The organism is Acidovorax sp. 1608163, assembly GCF_003669015.1.
In the GTDB taxonomy this organism is placed as follows: Bacteria; Pseudomonadota; Gammaproteobacteria; order Burkholderiales; family Burkholderiaceae_C; genus Acidovorax.
Genome location: NZ_CP033069.1, coordinates 1,747,123 through 1,766,109 on the forward strand (window position 1 = coordinate 1,747,123; position 18,987 = coordinate 1,766,109).

General features: G+C 63.1%; 16 protein-coding genes and 1 pseudogene. 14 read left to right on the plus strand and 3 right to left on the minus strand.

Annotated features, from left to right (window positions below):
* The first annotated feature begins 559 nt into the window (after positions 1-559).
* The 5 genes from EAG14_RS07875 to EAG14_RS07895 all read left to right on the plus strand — a co-directional run bounded on the left by EAG14_RS07875 (position 560) and on the right by EAG14_RS07895 (position 6,741).
* On the plus strand, positions 560-1,228 hold the full coding sequence (locus EAG14_RS07875) for a GntR family transcriptional regulator (RefSeq protein ID WP_099655872.1): 669 nt from the start codon (positions 560-562) through the stop codon (positions 1,226-1,228).
* A complete protein-coding gene (locus EAG14_RS07880) occupies positions 1,225-2,724 on the plus strand; it encodes a malonyl-CoA decarboxylase (protein ID WP_099655871.1) in 1,500 nt (499 codons plus the stop codon). The genes EAG14_RS07875 and EAG14_RS07880 overlap by 4 nt, the downstream gene beginning before the upstream one ends.
* An 81-nt stretch (positions 2,725-2,805) precedes the next feature.
* Positions 2,806-3,819: a tripartite tricarboxylate transporter substrate binding protein gene (locus EAG14_RS07885; protein ID WP_099655870.1), complete on the plus strand. Its 1,014-nt coding sequence runs from the start codon at positions 2,806-2,808 to the stop codon at positions 3,817-3,819.
* A gap of 286 nt (positions 3,820-4,105) precedes the next feature.
* Positions 4,106-4,912: an enoyl-CoA hydratase/isomerase family protein gene (locus EAG14_RS07890; protein WP_121728528.1), complete on the plus strand. Its 807-nt coding sequence runs from the start codon at positions 4,106-4,108 to the stop codon at positions 4,910-4,912.
* A 275-nt stretch (positions 4,913-5,187) separates the two neighbouring features.
* Positions 5,188-6,741: a malonyl-CoA synthase gene (locus EAG14_RS07895; protein WP_121728529.1), complete on the plus strand. Its 1,554-nt coding sequence runs from the start codon at positions 5,188-5,190 to the stop codon at positions 6,739-6,741.
* A gap of 168 nt (positions 6,742-6,909) precedes the next feature.
* Here EAG14_RS07895 and EAG14_RS22705 read toward each other — a convergent pair whose 3' ends face one another.
* Positions 6,910-7,632: a hypothetical protein gene (locus EAG14_RS22705; protein WP_162995936.1), complete on the minus strand. Its 723-nt coding sequence runs from the start codon at positions 7,630-7,632 to the stop codon at positions 6,910-6,912.
* 420 nt (positions 7,633-8,052) lie between these two features.
* Between EAG14_RS22705 and EAG14_RS07900 the strand changes: the two genes are divergently transcribed.
* Positions 8,053-8,403: a hypothetical protein gene (locus tag EAG14_RS07900; protein WP_162995937.1), complete on the plus strand. Its 351-nt coding sequence runs from the start codon at positions 8,053-8,055 to the stop codon at positions 8,401-8,403.
* A gap of 139 nt (positions 8,404-8,542) precedes the next feature.
* Here EAG14_RS07900 and EAG14_RS07905 read toward each other — a convergent pair whose 3' ends face one another.
* Positions 8,543-9,550 (minus strand): LysR substrate-binding domain-containing protein, encoded by a 1,008-nt coding sequence (locus tag EAG14_RS07905; protein ID WP_121728531.1) that lies wholly within the window; start codon positions 9,548-9,550, stop codon positions 8,543-8,545.
* Between the two features lie 248 nt (positions 9,551-9,798).
* Here EAG14_RS07905 and EAG14_RS07910 point away from each other — a divergent pair, with 248 nt between their 5' ends.
* The 6 genes from EAG14_RS07910 (at position 9,799) to EAG14_RS07935 (ending at position 15,640) form a co-directional block, all read left to right on the plus strand.
* Positions 9,799-11,031 carry an amidohydrolase family protein gene (locus EAG14_RS07910; protein WP_121728532.1) on the plus strand — a complete coding sequence of 411 codons (1,233 nt, stop codon included), beginning with the start codon at positions 9,799-9,801 and terminating at the stop codon, positions 11,029-11,031.
* A 49-nt stretch (positions 11,032-11,080) separates the two neighbouring features.
* Positions 11,081-12,301, plus strand: coding sequence for an ABC transporter substrate-binding protein (locus EAG14_RS07915; protein WP_121728533.1), 1,221 nt, complete (start codon positions 11,081-11,083; stop codon positions 12,299-12,301).
* A 92-nt stretch (positions 12,302-12,393) separates the two neighbouring features.
* A complete protein-coding gene (locus EAG14_RS07920) occupies positions 12,394-13,269 on the plus strand; it encodes a branched-chain amino acid ABC transporter permease (protein WP_121728534.1) in 876 nt (291 codons plus the stop codon).
* Positions 13,270-13,281: 12 nt separating this feature from the next.
* Positions 13,282-14,163 carry a branched-chain amino acid ABC transporter permease gene (locus EAG14_RS07925; RefSeq protein ID WP_099741468.1) on the plus strand — a complete coding sequence of 294 codons (882 nt, stop codon included), beginning with the start codon at positions 13,282-13,284 and terminating at the stop codon, positions 14,161-14,163.
* Positions 14,160-14,930, plus strand: coding sequence for an ABC transporter ATP-binding protein (locus EAG14_RS07930; RefSeq protein ID WP_121728535.1), 771 nt, complete (start codon positions 14,160-14,162; stop codon positions 14,928-14,930). The genes EAG14_RS07925 and EAG14_RS07930 overlap by 4 nt, the downstream gene beginning before the upstream one ends.
* A complete protein-coding gene (locus tag EAG14_RS07935) occupies positions 14,927-15,640 on the plus strand; it encodes an ABC transporter ATP-binding protein (protein WP_121728536.1) in 714 nt (237 codons plus the stop codon). The genes EAG14_RS07930 and EAG14_RS07935 overlap by 4 nt, the downstream gene beginning before the upstream one ends.
* 121 nt (positions 15,641-15,761) lie before the next feature.
* Here the strand turns inward: EAG14_RS07935 and EAG14_RS07940 are convergent, their stop codons facing one another.
* Positions 15,762-16,205 (minus strand): universal stress protein, encoded by a 444-nt coding sequence (locus tag EAG14_RS07940; protein WP_099655861.1) that lies wholly within the window; start codon positions 16,203-16,205, stop codon positions 15,762-15,764.
* 107 nt (positions 16,206-16,312) lie between these two features.
* On the opposite strand from EAG14_RS07940, the pseudogene EAG14_RS07945 reads away from it, so the two are divergent.
* Both EAG14_RS07945 and ccoS read left to right on the plus strand, forming a co-directional pair.
* Positions 16,313-18,834, plus strand: a pseudogene (locus tag EAG14_RS07945) (heavy metal translocating P-type ATPase).
* The gene (ccoS, locus tag EAG14_RS07950) at positions 18,834-18,971 is read left to right on the plus strand and encodes a cbb3-type cytochrome oxidase assembly protein CcoS (RefSeq protein WP_044398643.1); all 138 of its coding nucleotides are present in this window, start codon (positions 18,834-18,836) and stop codon (positions 18,969-18,971) included. The pseudogene EAG14_RS07945 and the gene ccoS overlap by 1 nt, the downstream one beginning before the upstream one ends.
* Positions 18,972-18,987 lie beyond the last annotated feature (16 nt).

Below are 18,987 nucleotides of genomic sequence, written 5' to 3' on the forward strand. Positions count from 1 at the left end.
TCGCCTTGTGTACGCTTTGGGCGCCGATCAATCTGAATCTATGGCTGGTTTTGGGGAGGGGGGCCCACTATCGGCTCAGGGCCCCAAGCTGTCGATCACATGCGGCAGATGATCACTGTCGTATCTGGCGGACGGGGCGCGGATCTTGCGCCTTCGACATCGTCAGCCTTAGCAATCTCTGTAATTTGCTATCTATTTAATAGCTGTTGGCGCTTATTCCAAAAGCGCTAAGCACTGTTTTTGTTGATATTCCAATACCCCCGTGGGCCACAGCAGCGCCCACCGCCAAGCCGGCATCGCTTTGCCCCCACCACCCAGCCCAGCTACCCAGGTGTTGTCCCCAGGCTGCACCCCTTAAATTTTGTGCATCCCCAACCCCCCCAAACTCAGGGTTTCCCCCTTGTTATTTTGCGTAATTATGAGAAATTGCAGTCACCTGCAACGCGATAAAAGCTTGCAGAGCAGTGAGTGGTAAGCAGCGAAAAGGGCGGTAGTCCAGGCTGTGATAGCACTCCGTATGCAAGGCGGTTTCGCACATTTTCAGGAGCGGTTTCACACCATGCGCCCGGTTCCCAATTCACTGCACGATGAAGTCGCCTCGCGGCTGCGCGAGCAGATTTTTGGTGGCGCACTGCCGCCAGGCAGCTTTCTGGACGAGGCTGCGCTGTGCGAGCGGCTGGAGATTTCGCGCACGCCGCTGCGCGAGGCGCTGAAGGTGCTGGTGGCCGAGGGGCTGCTGCGCCATGAGCCGCGCCGGGGCTGTTTTGTGGCCGAGGTCACCGAGCGCGACCTGGACGAAATCTTCCCCGTGATCGCCTTGCTGGAAGGGCGTGCCGCCCACGAGGCGACGCAAAAGGCCAGCAGTGCCGATGTGGCGGCGCTGGAGACCTTGCACCAGCGCCTGCAGCAGTGCGCCAGCGAAGGCCGCATCACCGACTACTACGTCACCAATCACGCCATCCATGAGGCCTTCATCACCCTGGCGGACAACCGCTGGCTGGCCCAGGTGATTGGTGATTTGCGCAAGATTTTGCGTCTGGCCCGTCTGCAGCAGTTGCATGCGCCAGGCCGCCTGCAACAAAGCCTGTCCGAGCACCTGGCCGTGTTTGCCGCCCTCAAGGCGGGCAACAGTGCCGCTGCCGAAGACGCCATGCGCTCCCATTTGTTGCGCCAGCGCGATGCGCTGCGCGATGTGGCCCGTAACCAGCAATCGAGGTTGACACCATGAACAGCACCGCCGAATGGATCTCCCGCAGTGTCTCCCGTCTGCGCGCTGCCGCCCCTGCAGCCGCCAAAGAGGGCGGCAAAGGCCCTGAAAAGCAGGTCCGCACCAGTACCGACAAATCCGGCGTGACCGACGTAGTGGCCAAGGTGGCGGTGCCGCGCTCTACCCACGAGCGGCTGCAGGCCACGCTGCGCCGGGGGCAAGAGGCCTTGTCGCCCCGTGCGCTGCGCCGCTTGCTGACCGACTTGCAGGAAGTGGTGGCCCCGCAGGTGAGCGAGCTCGAAGGTGGTCGCCGTGCCCAGGCGGTGGCTGAGTGGTATGCCACGGCCGAGGCCGAAGAGCGGCGCGACATGTGGCTGCTGCTGTGCGAGCAGTTTGCGCCCGATGCCACGCAGTTCAAATCGGCCCGCCAGCGCTACGAGGCCGCCGCAGGCACAGCCGAAGAAGGGCAGGCCGAAATCTCGCTGCGCCGCGCGCTGGTGTCGCCGCGCACCCGGCTGTTGCAGCGGTTTGCGGTGTTCCCCGAAGGCATGCGCTTTTTGGTGGACATGCGCGCTGAGCTGCTGCCGCTGCTCAAAAGCGACAAGCGCTTGCTGGCGCTCGATGCCGAGCTGGAGCACCTGTTCTCGACCTGGTTTGACGTGGCGTTTTTGGAGCTGCGCCGCCTGTCGTGGGACTCGCCCGCTTCGCTGATTGAAAAGCTCATCAAGTACGAGGCGGTGCACGACATCCGCAGCTGGGCCGACCTGAAAAACCGCCTGGACAGCGACCGCCGCTGCTACGGCTTCTTCCACCCCCGGCTGCCCAACGAGCCGCTGATTTTTGTGGAGGTGGCGCTGGTCGACAAAATCTCGTCCAGCATCACGCCCCTGCTGGACGAGGCCGCCGCCCCGGCCGACCTGGCCAAGGCCACCACGGCCATTTTTTATTCCATCAGCAACACGCAGACGGGGCTGCGCGGGGTGAGTTTTGGCGATTCGCTCATCAAGCATGTGGTGGAGACGCTGACACAAGAGTTTCCACGGCTGCGCACCTTTGCCACGCTGTCGCCCATTCCGGGTTTTCGCGCCTGGCTGGGCAAGCATGCCGGTGCGATGCTAGAGCGCCTGGACGACAAGCGCCGCAGCGAGCTGGGCCGTGCGGTGGGGTTTGAGCCGCCACAGCCCACGCACTTTCTGGCAGCGCTGGACAAGCCACTGGAGCTGGATGCCAAATCCCCCGTGCGCCAGATGCTGCTGGAGTGCGCGGCGTACTATCTGGGCCGCGAGATGCAAGAGGGCAAGCCGGTGGACGCCGTGGCGCGCTTTCACCTGGGCAACGGGGCCCGCGTGGAGCGCCTGAACTGGGCGGGCGACCCCTCCGCCAAGGGGCTGAAACAATCGTATGGGTTGATGGTGAATTACCTGTACGACTTGAAGCGCATAGACAAGCACCGCGGCTTGCTGGCGCAGGGCAAAGTGCCAGTGTCGGGAGACATCGACAGCCTTTGCCGCAACTGATTGCCACGCCGCCTGGGCTTGCTGCGGCAGATGGCAAGGGACGGACTTTCCTATTTTTATAACGACGACAGGAGACAAGGAATGACGAGAGACAACAACCTGCAGCGCCAACACCTGCAGCGCCGCCAACTGCTGCGCGCAGCCGCTGGCACGGGCCTGGGTTTGCTGGGCACGGGCAGCCTGTGGGCGCAGGCATCGGCCTGGCCTTCCAAGCCAGTGAACCTGGTGGTGCCCTTTCCGGCCGGGGGCGGCACCGACGCCTTTGCCAGGCCGCTGGCGGCGCAGTTTTCCAAGTCCACCGGCAAGATGCTGGTGATTGACAACCGGGGTGGCGCAGGCGGCACCGTGGGGGCCAGCTTTGCAGCCCGTGCGGCGGCCGATGGCTACACGCTGTTCATGGGCGGTGTGCACCACTCCATCGCACCGGCCATGTACCCCAAGCTCGACTACGACATCGAGAAAGACTTCATCCCGCTGGCCTTGCTGGCGCGCGTGCCCCAGGTGCTGGTGGTGAACCCCAAGATCCCCTCGACCAACTTCAAGCAGTTCCTCGACCACGTCAAGAAAAACCCCGCCAAGCTCAACTACGGCTCGGCCGGTGCGGGCACATCGCACCACCTGGCGGGCGAGTTGTTCAAGCAGCAAACCGGCACCTTCATCACGCACATTCCCTACCGTGGCGCAGGCCCGGCGTTGCAAGACCTGATTGGCGGCAATGTGGACATGATGTTCGACGGCCTGGGCTCGTCGGCCGCGCACATCAAGGGCGGGCGCATCAAGGCGCTGATGGTGTCGGGTGCCAAGCGCAACCCGGCTTTCCCCGACGTGCCCTGCGCCGCCGAAGTGGGCCTGCCCGACTACACCGTGACCACTTGGTACGGCCTGTGGGCCCCCAAGGGCACGCCCGCCGATGTGCAAGCGCGCATCGTGGAAGAAGCCAAGCGCCTGGGCACCTTCGATGAACTCAAGACCATCTGGGCCGCCAACGGCGCTGACTACGGCGGCATGACGCAGCAGCAGTTTGGTGCGTTTGTGAGCAGCGAGGTCAAGCGCTGGGCGGAGGTGGTCAAGGCCTCTGGCGCAAAACTGGATTAGCCCCCTGAGGCGCTTTGCGCCATCCCCCTGAAGGGGGACGCCACCGGTGGCCTGGCAGAGCCAGCTCCACGGTGGCACTGGCGATGGCGCCGCGCGGGCTCTGAGGGCTGATACGGATTTGTGTTCAGTTCATCAGAACCCAAACCGTTCGGGCTGAGCCCTTCGACAGGCTCAGGACAGGCGTGTCGAAGCCTTGCGCGGCGCTTTGACTGCGCTCAGTGAACGGATTTGTATTTATGAATGCCTACGGATATGAGTAGCTTGCACAAGTGGATGGATTGCCAACATGTCGGGTGAAGTATTAATGGAAGTCGGTGAGGGCGGTGTGGTGTATGTCACGCTGCGTCACGCCGGGCGGTTGAATGCCATGTCGCGGGCGATGTGGCGGCAGTTGCGTGCGGTGTTTGAAGACGTGCAGCACCGCGCCGATGCGCGCTGCGTGGTGGTGGCGGGCGAGGGCGGGGCGTTTTGTGCGGGGGGCGATATTTCGGAATACCCCGGCTTTCGCTTCGATGCCGCAGCGCTGCGCGACTTTCATGAAAACGACGTGTGGGGCGGGTTGAATGCCATGCTGGTGTGCGATGTGCCCATCGTGGCCAGCATCAGCGGCGCCTGCATGGGCGCGGGGGTAGAGATTGCCAGCTGCTGCGATGTGCGCGTGGCTGGTGCATCGGCCCGCTTTGGCGCCCCCATTGCTAAGCTCGGCTTTCCCATGGCCCCGCGCGAGGCGCAGTTGGTGGCAGGCGCTGTGGGCGATGTTACGGCCCGCCAAATGTTGCTAGAGGCCGCCACCTTCAACGCCGCAGACATGCAGGCGCGCGGTTTTTTGAGCCGTGTGGTGGCCGACGACATGGTCGCCACCGAAGCCCTGGGCAGCGCCCGCCGCATCGCCGCCCTGGCCCCCGGCGCCGCCCGCATGAACAAACAGGTGCTTAGGGCATTAAAAATGCCTATAGCGCAGGACGGTAAAGCGCAAGCAGCTATTGAAATGATAGTAAACGGCCCACAAGACCCCTACGCCTATGCCGACAGCCCCGAGCACCGCGAAGGCATCACTGCCTTTCTAGAAAAGCGTTCGCCCCAGTTTGATTGAGAGTGCCTTTGTGAACTTGAAATATCTGATCGGGCGGAGCCCGCAATGAGGGTGGGATGGCGAACACGCGCCTCTGTGAACCTCAAATATCCGTTCGGGTTGAGCTTGTCGAAACCTGGCGCGAGGTTTGCACAGGCTTGTCGCCGCCCCCTGTCCTGAGCCCGTCGAAAGAATCTGTTCGAACGCTTCCACCCAGTTTGCGCCGAATCCATCAACCGCTTCATTCAAAGCTCACCATTTCCTCAACCGCTCACCTCCGTTACTCCTGAATTGCCATGAGCCAACACAACCTCTTCAGCGCCTTGCGCGCCGCCTTCCCGTCTGACCTGGACAGCACTGCCGTCGAAACCACGGCAGCAGACGGCTCCCCGCTGTTCTATACCTGGCGCGACCTGGACCGCGCCAGCGCCCGCATCGCCAACCTGCTCGCATCGCTCAAGCTGCCCGAAGGCAGCCGCGTGGCCGTGCAGGTCGAAAAGTCGGTCGAAGCCATGGCGCTGTACCTGGCCACGCTGCGCGCGGGCTACGTCTTCTTGCCCCTCAACACCGCCTACCAAAGCGCTGAGATCGAATACTTCATCGGCAACGCCGAGCCCGCCGTGGTGGTGTGCAGCCCCGGCAACTTTGGCTGGGTCAGCAAGATCGCCTTCACCCTGGGCACGCAGCATGTGTTCACCCTGGGCGACGACCGCAGCGGCAGTTTGCTGGAGCGCGCTACGCACCACAGCGACGAGCACCAGGCCGTGGCCCGCAGTGCCGACGACCTGGCCGCCATCCTGTACACCAGCGGCACCACCGGCCGCAGCAAGGGCGCCATGCTCACGCACGGCAACATGCTCAGCAACGCCGTCATGCTCAAGGACTACTGGGGCTGGAAGAAGGGGGACGTGCTCATTCACGCCTTGCCCATCTTCCACGTCCATGGCCTGTTCGTCGCCATCCACGGCGCACTCATCAACGGCAGCAAGATGATCTGGATGGCCAAGTTCGACCCCAAGGCCGTCATCGCCGCCATGCCCCGCGCCACAGTGTTCATGGGCGTGCCCACGCTGTACGTGCGCATGCTGGCCGAGCCCGCACTGAACAAGCAGGCGGTGAAGAACATGCGCCTGTTCATCGCAGGCTCTGCACCGCTGCTCATCGAGACCTTCAAAGACTGGCAGCAACGCACCGGCCACACCATCCTGGAGCGCTACGGCATGAGCGAAACCATCATGCTCACCAGCAACCCCTACACCGCCGACAAGCGCTACAACGGCCAGGATGAACGCCGTGGCGGCACCGTGGGCTTCCCCCTGCCGGGCGTGAGCCTGCGCGTGCAGGGCGACGACGGCAAAGACCTGCCCGTGGGCGAAATCGGCGGCATCCAGGTCAAGGGCCCCAACGTGTTCAAGGGCTACTGGCGCATGCCCGAAAAGACAGCGGAAGAGTTCACCAAAGACGGCTACTTCAAGACCGGCGACGTGGGCAAAGTCGATGAGCGCGGCTATGCCCATATCGTTGGCCGCAGCAAAGACCTCATCATCAGCGGCGGCTACAACGTCTACCCCGCAGAGATCGAGGGCTACATCAACGACATGCCCGGCGTAGCCGAAAGCGCCCTGGTTGGCGTGCCACACCCCGACTTTGGCGAAGTGGGCGTGGCCGTGGTCATTGCCAAGCCCGGTGCCAGCCTGGACGCCGATGCCATCGTGGCCCAGCTCAAGTCGCAGTTGGCCAACTTTAAGATTCCCAAGAAGTGCTTTGTGGTGGCGGAACTGCCGCGCAATACGATGGGGAAGGTGCAGAAGAATCTGCTGCGGGATCAGTACAAGGGGTTGTTTGTGTAGTACGCAAAGGCGAGCCTCACTTCTACCCAACTAATCAGGCCCGCCATCGCGGGCCTGATTAGCTTTTGCGTACTTGTGGCTGCTCGTGCCTAATTCTCACGGCCCGGAGACGAATGTGGTTTGAAAGGGGTTGGAGGCAAAAGGCAAGACCTGACCTTGGAGATATGCTCAAGCGGCCAGAGGTTTCACAGACCATGCAGAGCCTGGTCCAAAGCTGGCCCTGCATCGGGGACATTCTTCGGAGTAGATACTGATTTTTGTATCGCAATTGGGGCAAATGCCTTGAGGAGCTTGAGCGTCAGCAAGACGCTTGCGCTCTGCGGCTTCTTGCTTGCGGAGCGCTTCCTCTGCGACGGGATCTGGCCATGCAGGAGGCTTGCTCAGACGGCTAAGCAATTCCGAATACTCTGCATCGTTAATTTTCCCAGATGCCCGCGCTAGCTCCAAAACGGAGGCGCGCTGCTGGTGCCATTGGGGGTTGCAAGAGCGCAAGCGCTGAAAGACTGATGCGAGAACCACGCGCAAAGCAGAGGGCTCCATCTTGTCGTAGTGGAGGTGCAACTCGCCAAAATTGGTGATTAGGGTGATGAAGGTGTGAATTTTTGATCGCGTGGTAAGCCCGTTTAGGATCGTTGCAATTCCCATACCTTGAAGGGCTCCTTCAACACCAAAACCTCCGCCCACAAAACCACCACCTGTTGTTACCGTACCAGGTCCACTTATCTCTAGCTCAGCAAGTTCAAAATACGAGAAGCGTGCAGAGCGCGTTTTGCCTTGCAAAACAATGCCTGATTGCGCGAAAAGTGCGTCCACATGCTCGCCAGGGGTGAATGGAAACTCGGCACTTCCCAGGCAAAACGTGCCCTTGAGATTTATTTCGTTGAAGTTCATGGATGTGCAAAAAGGGTAGGTTTCGTTAATGTTTGATTTGACGGTTTTTCTTGGTTTCCGAACATTCGCTTACATGACTCCTGGCATAACTGCTGCAGGTGCTTGTGAATAGCTGGGGAGCAGGTCTTACCTTTTGCCACACGGTGCCAAGAGCGAATAGTCTCAATCGCTGTAGTCTGCTCTCGAGACTGTTCGGTTGGCAGGTTTTCCGTTGTCGCCCTCTTCAAAGATGACCGAAAAAAGCTATGTGCATCGTCAGATGCGGTGCGCCATATGCCGTCGTTGGTAATGTGGAATCGGACTATTACACAGCCTCGTCAGACCTCTCCAATGAATCGCCGCGTCCTCGCCATCCCCCTCGGAATCGCCTTGGTAGCGATCATCGGGGCATCCCTTGCTCCTGTCTTTCTGACCCCTCCGGTGACCCCATGCGCCTACCTCAGCACACCGGTGCGTTTCCTCAAAATGGACAGCCGCCCAGTGCAGGTAGGCCGAGGCACTCGGCAGTTCACTGGCCAGTTTCCAGTGCTGGAATACAGCTACGTCGTTTCCGGCAAGAGCTACACCAGCACCCGAATGTTTTGCAGAGACAGCGAGAGCTTCAAGGTGGAATGGTCCAAGGTCGACCGTTTCTTTCACGATGCTGAAAACGGTGCCGAAGTAGTGGCGTGGTTTGCACCCTCATCGCCGGAGTCGGCGTGCATCTCCATCGATGCGGAGTTCGATTACTCCTTGGTGTCGCACACTTCTTCTCAATGCCGAGCCAAGTGAGGCCTCTCTTGGCTGGTGGATGCAAGAGGTGATTGCTATTTAATTGATAGCTACTTGCGCTTTATCTATAAGCGCTAGAGGCATATTTTTATTAAAGACTGTTCACGCGATGCCCGGCGGCGCCATCGTGCTGGCCTAGTCAACCCGCCATGGCTGCAGCGGTGGTGACTGCGTTGGCGCCGTTAGCACCTTGCTGTGGCGCGCAAAAAATGCAGCCCGCCCCAGCCTCTGCAGCCACAGGCGTGGCAGCACCCTCCGCATGGTTGCAGCAATGCTCCAGCCACCCGGCCACCAGCCGGTACACCGACAAATTGGTGCGGGCCGTGGGTGCGCACAGGTAGTAGCCCAGCGGGCTGTCAAAGCGGTCTTTCAGGGGCTCTACCAGAGTGCCTGCCTGCAGTTCGTCTTCCACCAGGCAGGTGGGCACTATGCCCACGCCAAAGCCTGAGACGGCGGCGCGGATGATGAGTGAGTAGAGGTTGAAGCCCGGCCCAAAGCGGCTGGCGCTGGTGTCCAGGCCGTTAGCCTCCATCCAGTCTTGCCATGCCAGGGGCACTTCGATGTGTTGCAGCAGCGTGGCGCGCATCAGGTCTTGCGGAGTGCGCAGGGGCAGGGCGTCGCGCAGTTGGGGGCTGCAGACGATGCTGGTCTCTTTGCCGATGAGGTAGCGCGCATTGGCGCTGGGCCAGTTGCCGTAGCCGTACTGGATGGCGGCGTCAAACTCGTGCGGGGTCGCAAAGTCGTGCGCGTGCTGGTAGCGCACAAAGTTCAGCGACACCTGCGGCAGCGTGCGCTTGAAGTGCCCCAGGCGTGGGAAGAGCCACTGCGCCGCAAACGTGGGCGGCACCGACAGGTTGAGCGAGCCGCCATCGCCCCCGTACGACATGAGCTGTGCCGTGGCGGATTCCAGCGCGGCCATGGCAGGGCGGGTGGCGTTGAGGTAGGTGGCGCCTGCCTCGGTCAGCTCTAGTCCCGTGGCTTTGCGGATGAAGAGCTTTTGGCCCAGGTAGTCCTCCAGCGCCGCAATGTGGCGGCTGATGGCGCTTTGCGTCACGCACAGCTCGCGCGCGGCCATGGTGAAGGCTTGGTGCTTGGCGGCGGAGTGAAAGGCGTTCAGCTCCGAAATAGTGGGGCAGAGGCGGCGCATAGGGTTATCCCTTGGTATGAGTGATGCTCATGGGTGGGTGAGATTTTAGGCGTTGCGGCCAAGGGCAATTGGCCTGATAAATGCATCTTGTGACATATCGATGTCATGGATTTACCTCTGAGAGATGGTGCACCGCACCAAGTTGAGGCTATGACATTCACCCCTGACACCCATGGCCTGCACTTTGCAGTGCCATGAGTATTCCGGAAGTCCTCCATCACGCTTCTGCCACCTTCTTGACCTTGCTCATGACCACTTTGTTGATTGAAAACAGCCGCGTTCTGGATGTGCATGCCCTGACTTTGCGCACCGGCCTGTCCGTTCTGGTGCAGGACGGCCGCATTGCCGCCGTGGGGGCTGACTTGGTGGCCCCTGAAGGCGCCACAGTGCTGGACGCCCGCGGCATGACGCTCATGCCCGGCCTGATCGACTGCCACGTGCACGTGGTGGCGTCTTCGTTCAACCTGGGTGCCGTGGCCAAGATGCCCAACGTGTTCACCATGATGCGCTCGCTGCCCATCATGAAGGGCATGCTGGAGCGGGGCTTTACCACTGTGCGTGATGCGGGCGGCGCCGACTGGTCGCTGGCCGAGGCGGTGCGCACGGGGCTGGTGCAGGGGCCGCGCATCTTCCCTGCGGGCAAGGCGCTGTCGCAAACGGGCGGGCATGCGGATTTCCGCCAGCGCAACGATGACCTGGATGTGTGTTCGTGCGCCTACAAGCTCGGCAACATCGGTCGCGTGGTCGATGGCGTGGATGCTTGCCGCCTGGCGGTGCGTGAAGAAATTCTGAAGGGCGCCACGCAGATCAAGGTGATGGCTTCGGGCGGCGTGGCCTCGCCCAACGACCCAATTGGCAACCTGGGCTATTCCGAGGCCGAGCTGCACGCCATTGTGGAAGAGGCATCCAATGCCAACACCTATGTCATGGCCCACGCCTACACGCCCCGCGCCATCGCCCGTGCCGTGCGCTGCGGCGTGCGCACTATCGAGCACGGCAACCTGGTGGATGCGCCTACGGCAGAGTTCATGGCCGAGATGGGGGCTTTCATGGTGCCCACGCTCATCACCTACGAGGGCCTGGCCAACGAGGGCGAGCGTTATGGCCTGCCTGCGGTGTCGATTGCCAAGATCGATTCGGTGCGCGGCCAGGGCAAGCAGGCCATCGAGATCCTGGCCAAGGCGGGCGTGAAGATGGGCCTGGGCAGCGACTTGCTGGCCGAGACGCATTACCTGCAGTCGGACGAGTTGCGCTTGCGCGCGGAGATTCTGGGCAATGGCCCGGTGCTGCAGCAGGCCACGCTGATTGGCGCGGAGATTCTGGGCCAGCAAGGCCAGCTGGGCGAAGTCACGGTCGGTGCCATTGCCGACATCTTGCTGGTCGATGGCAACCCGTTGACCGACATCACCTGCCTGCTGAACCAGGGCGAGCGCATTCGCGCCATCGCCAAGGACGGCGTGTGGGTCAAGAACACCCTTTGAGTCCCTTTCACCCCCTCACCCCCATCCCACCCCCCTACCGGAGATCACCATGCAACGTAGAAATTTCGTCAAGCTCGGCGGCGCCGCTGCGGCTCTGCAGTTCCTTCCCTCCATCGGTTTCAGCCAGCAAGGTGAGGTGTTCCGCATTGGCTCGCTCACGCCCATCACCGGCGCAGGCAGCCCCTACGGCCCGGGCATGCAGCAGGCCATCCGCCTGGCAGTGGATGAGGTCAATGCCGCGGGCGGCGCGGGTGGACGCAAGCTGGAGCTGTTCACCGAAGACGACCAGACCAAGCCCGACGCGGCCGTGCTGGCCGCCAAGAAGCTGATCGAGGTGAACAAGGTGCAGGCGGTGCTGGGCACCTGGGCCTCGGGCGTGACGCTGGCAGTGATGCCGCTGACGGATGCGGCAGGCATCATCCAGATGAACGTGTCGGGCGCGCCCGCCATTTCCACGCTGGACACCAAGGACCTGGTGTGGCGCTTTCAGGCCACCAACGACCGCTTTGGCGCGGCCTTTGCCGAGATCTGCGCCAAGCGCGGCTTCAAGCGCCCGGCCACGATGGCGTTCAACAACGCCTCGGGCCTGGGCAATGTCGAAGGCTTCACCAAGGTGTGGGAAAAGCGCGGCGGCAAGGTGGCCGCACACGTCACCTACGAGCCCAGCCGCCCCAGCTACCGCAGCGAGCTGCAGAAGATTCTGGCTGCCAAGCCCGATGTGATCGTGATGGGCTCGTACCTGCCCGACACCACCATCATCCTGCGCGAGTGGTTCCAGTCTGGTGCCGACACCAAGTGGATCATCCCCGGCTGGGCGGCCAACCCCGACCTGGTGAAGGCCCTGGGCGCAGAGGTGTGCGAGGGCATCATTTCGGTGGACACGGTGTCCAACGAAAAGAGCGCTTCGTATGCCCAGTTTGACGCGGCCTTCACCAAGGCCACGGGCAAGGCGGCCTCCACCAACATTTACGCCGCCATGGCGTACGACATGGTGATATCGCTGGCGCTGGCCATGGAGGCTGCTGGCCCCAAGGCCACGGTAGAGCAGATCAACGCCAAGATGCGCGATGTCTCCAACGCCCCCGGCACGGCCGTGTTCACCTTTGCCGAAGGCAAGGCGCAACTGGCCAAAAAGGCCAAGGTGAACTACGAAGGCGCATCGAGCAAGCTGGACTTTGACAAGGCGGGTGATGTGACGCCGGACTTTGGCGTGTTCATCATCGAAAAGGGCCAACTGGTGCGGCGCGACGTGGTGTCCATCACGATGTGACGGACCGCGCCCGGTGCGCCTGCCAGATGCAGGCCCCGGGCATTTTTTTGCGGCGCACAGCGCAGATGTGCATGGGATGACGGAATGACGCAATGACCTGGATCGACTTTGTAAACCTGCTGATCAACGGATTGATCGAAGGCCTGGTGGTGGCACTGCCTGCCCTGGCCATGACCCTGGTGATGGGCGTCAACCGCTTTCCCAACGCAGCCACGGGCGACATGCTCACCACCGGCGCCTACGCTGCCGTGGCGGTGCAGCTGTTGGGGGGCTGGCCGCTGTGGGCGGCGGCGCTCATCAGCATGGTGGTCACGGCCGTGGTGTCGGCAGGCTCGTACACGCTGATCTTTCGCAAGCTGGCCGGGCGGCCCATGGTGTCGTCCATGCTCGCGGCCATTGGGCTCGGGTTTTTGCTGCGCAGCCTGATCGGTTTTTTTGCCGGGCATGACCAGCGCACGTTTGACCTGCCCCTGGTGCGCGCCTGGAACTTTGGCGGCATTCGCGTGTTGCCCACCGACCTGGCCATTGCGGCGGTGGCCGCCGGTTGCCTGCTGGTGGTCTTTGTGCTGATCTACCGCACCAGCTTTGGCCGACAGCTGCGTGCCGTGGCTGACAGTGCCGACCTGGCGCGGGCCAGCGGCATTCGCGCCAATGGGTTGATGCTGAGCCTGTGGCTGTTGGTGGGCGCGTTGTCATCACTGGGTGGCGTGCTGCTGGGCATGAAGGCTGTGGTCAGCCCCGAGATGGGGTGGGAGAGCCTAATCCCCGCGTTTGCCGCCATGGTGCTGGGCGGCATCGGTAGCCCGGTGGGCGCGGTGCTGGGTGCGCTGCTGCTGTGTGTGGCGCAAGAGCTGGCGGTGCCACTGATGGGGCCGTCGTACAAGCTGGTGCTGTCGTTTGTGGTGTTGGCCCTGGTGCTGCTGGTACGCCCGGCCGGCATCATGGGCCGCGTGCAACTGGTGCGGTAAGGAGTTCGACCGATGATTGCTTACCTGTGTGCCATTGGAATCGTTGCCCTTATTTACTGCCTGCTGGCGCTGGGCCTGAACCTGCAGTTCGGCCTGACCCGGCTGGTCAATTTTGGCGTCGTGGCGTTCTTCGCCGTGGGCGCCTACACCTCGGGCCTGCTGGCGCTGCAAGGCGTGCCGCTGGTGCTGTGTTTTGTGGCGGCGGCTGTGCTCTCGGGCTTGCTGGCGCTGCCCATTGGGCTGCTGTCGCTGCGCTTGCGGGACGACTACCTGGCCATCGTGACGCTGGGCTTTTCGGAGGCGGTGCGCATCTCCATTCAGCAAGAAAGCTGGCTGACCAAGGGCGTGCAGGGCTTGCCCGGCTTGCCCAAGCTGTTTGCGTCCTGGGGCAGTGGTGTGTCGGATATGGCGATTTTTGCCACGCTGCTGGCGGTGGTTGCTGTGGTGGCCTGGGGCACGGTGCGCCTGGCGGCCAGCCCGTTTGGGCGGCTGCTCAAGGCCATTGGCGATGATGAGCCCGCGTTGTCGGCCCTGGGCAAGGACCCTGCCTGGTTCAAGGTGCAGGTGTTCATGCTGGGGGCGGCGCTGGCTGGCGTGGCGGGGGCGTTCTATGCGCACTTCATCACCTTCATCACGCCAGAGCAGTTCATCCCGCTCATCACGTTCTATGTGTGGATGGGACTGGTGATGGGCGGCTCGGGCACGGTGCGCGGCGCGGTGTTTGGCTCGCTGCTGCTCATGGTGTTTCTGGAGGGCTCGCGCTTTGCCAAGGACTGGGTGCCGGGCGTGTCAGAAGTTGGCATGGCCAGCCTGCGTTTGGCAGCGGTCGGCCTGGCGCTGATTCTGGTCACCCTGTACAAGCCCAACGGCCTATTTGGAGGCAAAACCCAATGACCGCAACAACGATGCTGCAGGTGGAGGCCGTCACGCGGCAATTCGGGGGCTTCAAGGCGGTGGACGGTGTGTCACTGCAATTGAACGCAGGTGAGATTCTGGGCGTAGCAGGCACCAACGGTGCGGGAAAGAGCACGCTGTTTGCCGCCATTGCCGGGCAGCAGCCAGCGGATGCAGGGCAGATCCACTTTGAGGGGCACGACATCACCCGCATGCCCCCCTACCGCCGCGCGCGGCTAGGGCTGGTGCGCACCTTTCAGATTCCGCGCGAGTTCAAGAGCCTCACGGTGCACGAGAACCTGATGGCGGCTGCCGCCAACCCGCAAGGGGAGCGGCTGGTGAATGCCTTCTTCCAGACGCGCAGCCTGCGCGAGCATGAGGCGCAGCTGTCTGCCAAGGCGGACCGCATCCTGCAGTTTTTGAACCTGGCGCGGGTGCGCGATGTGACGGCGGGGGGCTTGTCGGGCGGGCAGAAGAAGCTGGTGGAGCTGGGCCGGGTGCTGATGCTGGACCCGCGCTGCATCCTGCTCGACGAGCCGTTTGCCGGGGTGAACCCGGTGCTGATCGAAGAGATTTGTGACCGCGTGCGCGAGCTGAACGGGCAGGGCATTGCGTTCATCGTGATCGAGCACCACCTGCAGGCGCTCAAGGCCTTGTCGAACCGCATGATCGTGATGGACCGGGGCTCCATCCTGGCTGAGGGCGACCCGCACACGGTGCTGGACGACCCGCGCGTGCAGGAAGCCTACATGGGAGGGGTGGTATGAGCGGCGAAGACAACTTGCTGCAGATCGCGCAATTGCGCGGCGGGTATTCCGAGGTGGACATCATCCACGGCATTGACCTGACCGTGGCGCCGGGCGAGATCGTGACCATTGCAGGCACCAACGGTGCGGGCAAATCCACGTTGGTGAAGGCGCTGCTGGGCCTGTTGCCAAGGGTGGCGGGCACCATCCACCTGGGTGGGCGCGACATCACGGCCTTGTCGGCCGAAGACCGCTTTGACGCAGGGCTGGCCTACGTGCCGCAGGTGGCCAATGTGTTTCCGTCGCTCACCGTGCGCGAGAACCTGTTGGTGGTGCGCGGCGTGGCAAACATCAAGCGCCGCATGGACGAGGTGCTGGCCGACTTTCCGGCACTGGTGGAACGACTGCCTCAGCCCGCCAGCAACCTCTCGGGCGGCGAGCGCCAGCAGCTCGCCTTTGCGCGGGCCCTCATGCCATCGCCGCGCATCATGGTGCTGGACGAGCCCACGGCAGCGCTGGCGCCCTCGCTGGTCGGCAAGGTGTTTGACATGGTGCAAGAGCTGCCCGCCGCAGGCGTGGCGGTGCTGATGGTGGAGCAGCGCGCGCGCCAGGCGCTGCAGATCAGCCAGCAGGGCTACATCCTGGACCAGGGGCGGTGCGTGCTGCAGGGCCCCGCACACGGGCTGCTGGCCGATGAGCGCATGGCGCAGTTGTATCTGGGCAATCACTGAGCCGCCCGCAATCCAGTCGGCCATGAAAAACCCCGATAAGGCGTTGCGCCTTATCGGGGTTTGCTATTTATTTAATAGCTTGTAGCGCTTGGTTGATAAGCGCTAGAACCTGTTTGGATGCTTAACGCAGCACCAGCACAGGGATGTGCGAGTGTGTCAGCACATGCTGCGTTTCGCTGCCCAGCAGCAGGCGCTTGAGGCCCTTGCGGCCGTGCGATGCCATGACGATCAGGTCGCACTTGTGCTTTTTGGCGGCAGCGATCACGGCCTCGGCCACCAGGTCGGACTTGGCGGTCACGGCTTTTACGGTCACGCCCTGGGCTTCGCCTTGGGTTTTGACGGCGTCCACCATGGCTTGGGCGGCATCACCCCACTGGCCTTCGATGCGCTTGACGTCGCCAGCGTCCACCGGCATGCCACCTTCAAAGTAACTGCGTGGGTAGCGTGGGACGACCTTGAGGGCCACCACGGAGGCGCCCGTCAGTGCGGCGAGGGACAGGCCGCTTTCCACGGCCTTGTCGGACAAGGGCGAACCGTCAGTTGCGATCAGGATGCGTTTGTACATGATGGGCTCCTCAAAGTGATGGAACAAGCTTAGGATGCATCATCTTTTGTGACTTGATCCAGGTCAATAGACATGTCACGTTGCCCGGATAGGCTTGAACCATGTCAATGTTTCGCTCTGGCGCGTCCGAATCACAGGTGACGCCTGCTGCCGCTGTGCCTCTTGCCGAGACTGCGGTCGCGCCAACTACACCACCGGCTTCGCCGTCCCTGCTCGACGATCCGCAGGAGTGGGCGGGCTTTGGCCGCCCCTGCACGGCAGCCGGTGCCGCACTGGACGTGCCTGCGGGCAGTGACCCTGCCAGCACGGCGTGGGATTCGCATGTGGTGCTGGATGGCATGCACTGCGCAGCGTGCGCCCTCACGATTGAAGACGCACTGAAATCTGTGCCCGGTGTGTTGCAGGCGGACGTGAGTGCGGCCACCCGGCGTGCCCGGGTGGTGTGGCAGCCGGGCAGGGTGCTGCCATCGCAGTGGATGGATGCGGTGCAGGCCGCAGGCTACAGGGCCATGCCTGCCATGGATGCGTTTGTGCGTGGGCAGCGCCAGGTGGAAAACCGCCGAGCGCTGTGGCGCTGGCTGGTGGCGGGCTTTTGCATGATGCAGGTGATGATGTATGCGTGGCCTGCCTACGTGGCGCAGCCGGGTGATCTGTCGCAAGAGATGGAGACGCTGCTGCGCTGGGCATCGTGGGTGATTTCGCTGCCCGTCATCTTTTTTGCCTGCGGGCCTTTCTTTACCAGCGCGTTGCGCGATGTGCGCCAGCGGCGGGTGAGCATGGATTTGCCAGTGGCCTTGGGCATGGGCATCACCTTTGCGGTGAGCACGGCGGGCACGTTTGACCCCAACGGCATTTTTGGGCGCGAGGTGTACTTTGACTCGCTCACCATGTTTGTCTTCTTCCTGCTGACGGGGCGCTGGCTGGAGCTGCGGCTGCGCGATCGCACGGCGGGAGCCTTGGAGGCGGTGTTCAACCGCTTGCCAGACAGTGTGGAGCGGCTGGGAGCTGACGGCACCTTCACCCGCGTGGCGGTGCGCCGCCTGGTGGTGGGCGACACGGTGCGGGTGCTGCCGGGCGAGGCGTTTCCGGCCGATGGCGCCATCACGCTGGGCAGCACGCAGGCCGATGAGGCGCTGCTAACGGGGGAATCGACCCCGGTGGATCGGCCCTTGGGCAGCACGGTGACGGCCGGCAGCTACAACCTGCAGGCGCCTGTGGAGGTGCGCGTGGAGTGCGTGGGGGCTCAAACCCGGTTTGCACAAATTGTGGCGCTGATGGAAAGCGCATCGCTGCAAAAGCCCCGCCTGGCCCAGCTTGCGGATCGCATTGCCCGGCCCTTTTTGGTGGCAGTGCTGCTGGCGGCCTTTTTGGCGGCGGCCTGGTGGTGGCCCAAAGACCCAGGCCATGCATTGATGGTGGCCGTGGCGGTGCTCATCGTGACTTGCCCTTGTGCGCTGTCGCTCGCCACCCCAGTGGCCATGCTGACGGCAGCGGGCACGCTGGCGCGGCAAGGGGTGCTGGTGCGCAACCTGCAGGGGCTGGAGGCGCTGGCGCAGATCGATACCGTGGTGTTTGACAAGACAGGCACCCTGACGCGCGATGCGATGGCGCTGCAAGAGGTGCGCTTGGCGGCTTCGGCGCTGGACAAGGTGGCAGCCCTGTCGCTGGCCGCAGCGTTGGCGCGGCAGTCGTTGCACCCGGCATCGCGTGCACTAGTGGCCGCTGCGCCCGCTGACGATGGGCGCTGGCAGGTTGCCAATCTGCAAGAACAGGCAGGCTTGGGCTTGAGTGCCGATGTGTTTGACCGCACTGCGCAGCAGCCGCTGGGGCGTGTGCGCCTGGGGTCGGCTGTGCATGCCGGGGTGGCTGATGGGGCGGCCGATGCTGTGGGGGCAGCGCTTGCTGGGCCCCTGGATTCAACGGCTTTGTGGGTGGTGCTTGCGCAGGACGGCGCACAGTCTGGCCAGGAATCGTCCCTGGAACTGGCCCGCTTTGGGTTGGTCGAGGATGTGCGCGGCGAAGCGGCTGCCGTGGTGCAGGCGCTGGCCAAGGCGGGCTTGGCGGTGCAGATGCTTTCTGGCGACCGCCCTGGGGCGGTGCAGCGCGTGGCAACACAGGCGGGTATTGAACAAGCCCGTGGTGCGTGTACCCCCAAGACAAGTTGCAAGCGCTGCAAGCGCTGCAAGCCCAAGGCCACCATGTGGCCATGGTGGGCGATGGGCTCAATGACGGCCCGGTGATGGCGGGCGCCCATGTGTCGTTTGCCTTTGGCCGATCGGTGCCACTGGCGCGTTCGCGGGCGGATTTTGTGGTGCTGGGCGACAGCTTGGCGCTGGTGCCACAGGCGGTGCTGTTGGCGCGCAAGACGCTTTCTATCGTGCGCCAAAACCTGTGGTGGGCGGCTGGCTACAACGCGCTGTGCGTGCCTTTGGCTGTGGTGGGCTGGATGCCTGCGTGGCTGGCGGGGCTGGGCATGGCGCTCAGCTCGCTGTTGGTGGTGCTGAACGCGGCCCGCTTGTCCAGAGGCTTGCCCGCCGTTCTGTCGGCAGAGCAGGGCGGCCCTTCTTCTTTTACGGTTGCGGGTGTTTTGCCAGCAGCCTCTTCATTCAATGCTGTGGAGCCCGCCTGATGGACATCCTTTATTTGCTGATTCCTTTGTCTGTGGTGCTTGTGCTCATGATCCTGGCGGGCCTGTGGTGGGCGGTGTACCGGGGGCAGTTTGAGAGCGTGGAGCAAGAGGGGGAGCGCATTCTCCGGGACGGTTGACTTTCGTCAATAACCG

Coding starts and splice junctions, on each gene's coding strand:
- EAG14_RS07890 (WP_121728528.1), top strand. CDS start 4,106: ATGTCGGGTGAAGTATTAATGGAAGTCGGTGAGGGCGGTGTGGTGTAT.
- EAG14_RS07910 (WP_121728532.1), top strand. CDS start 9,799: ATGACCACTTTGTTGATTGAAAACAGCCGCGTTCTGGATGTGCATGCC.
- EAG14_RS07920 (WP_121728534.1), top strand. CDS start 12,394: ATGACCTGGATCGACTTTGTAAACCTGCTGATCAACGGATTGATCGAA.
- EAG14_RS07930 (WP_121728535.1), top strand. CDS start 14,160: ATGACCGCAACAACGATGCTGCAGGTGGAGGCCGTCACGCGGCAATTC.
- ccoS (WP_044398643.1), top strand. CDS start 18,834: ATGGACATCCTTTATTTGCTGATTCCTTTGTCTGTGGTGCTTGTGCTC.
- EAG14_RS07880 (WP_099655871.1), top strand. CDS start 1,225: ATGAACAGCACCGCCGAATGGATCTCCCGCAGTGTCTCCCGTCTGCGC.
- EAG14_RS22705 (WP_162995936.1), bottom strand. CDS start 7,632: ATGAACTTCAACGAAATAAATCTCAAGGGCACGTTTTGCCTGGGAAGT.
- EAG14_RS07905 (WP_121728531.1), bottom strand. CDS start 9,550: ATGCGCCGCCTCTGCCCCACTATTTCGGAGCTGAACGCCTTTCACTCC.
- EAG14_RS07925 (WP_099741468.1), top strand. CDS start 13,282: ATGATTGCTTACCTGTGTGCCATTGGAATCGTTGCCCTTATTTACTGC.
- EAG14_RS07915 (WP_121728533.1), top strand. CDS start 11,081: ATGCAACGTAGAAATTTCGTCAAGCTCGGCGGCGCCGCTGCGGCTCTG.
- EAG14_RS07885 (WP_099655870.1), top strand. CDS start 2,806: ATGACGAGAGACAACAACCTGCAGCGCCAACACCTGCAGCGCCGCCAA.
- EAG14_RS07940 (WP_099655861.1), bottom strand. CDS start 16,205: ATGTACAAACGCATCCTGATCGCAACTGACGGTTCGCCCTTGTCCGAC.
- EAG14_RS07875 (WP_099655872.1), top strand. CDS start 560: ATGCGCCCGGTTCCCAATTCACTGCACGATGAAGTCGCCTCGCGGCTG.
- EAG14_RS07935 (WP_121728536.1), top strand. CDS start 14,927: ATGAGCGGCGAAGACAACTTGCTGCAGATCGCGCAATTGCGCGGCGGG.
- EAG14_RS07895 (WP_121728529.1), top strand. CDS start 5,188: ATGAGCCAACACAACCTCTTCAGCGCCTTGCGCGCCGCCTTCCCGTCT.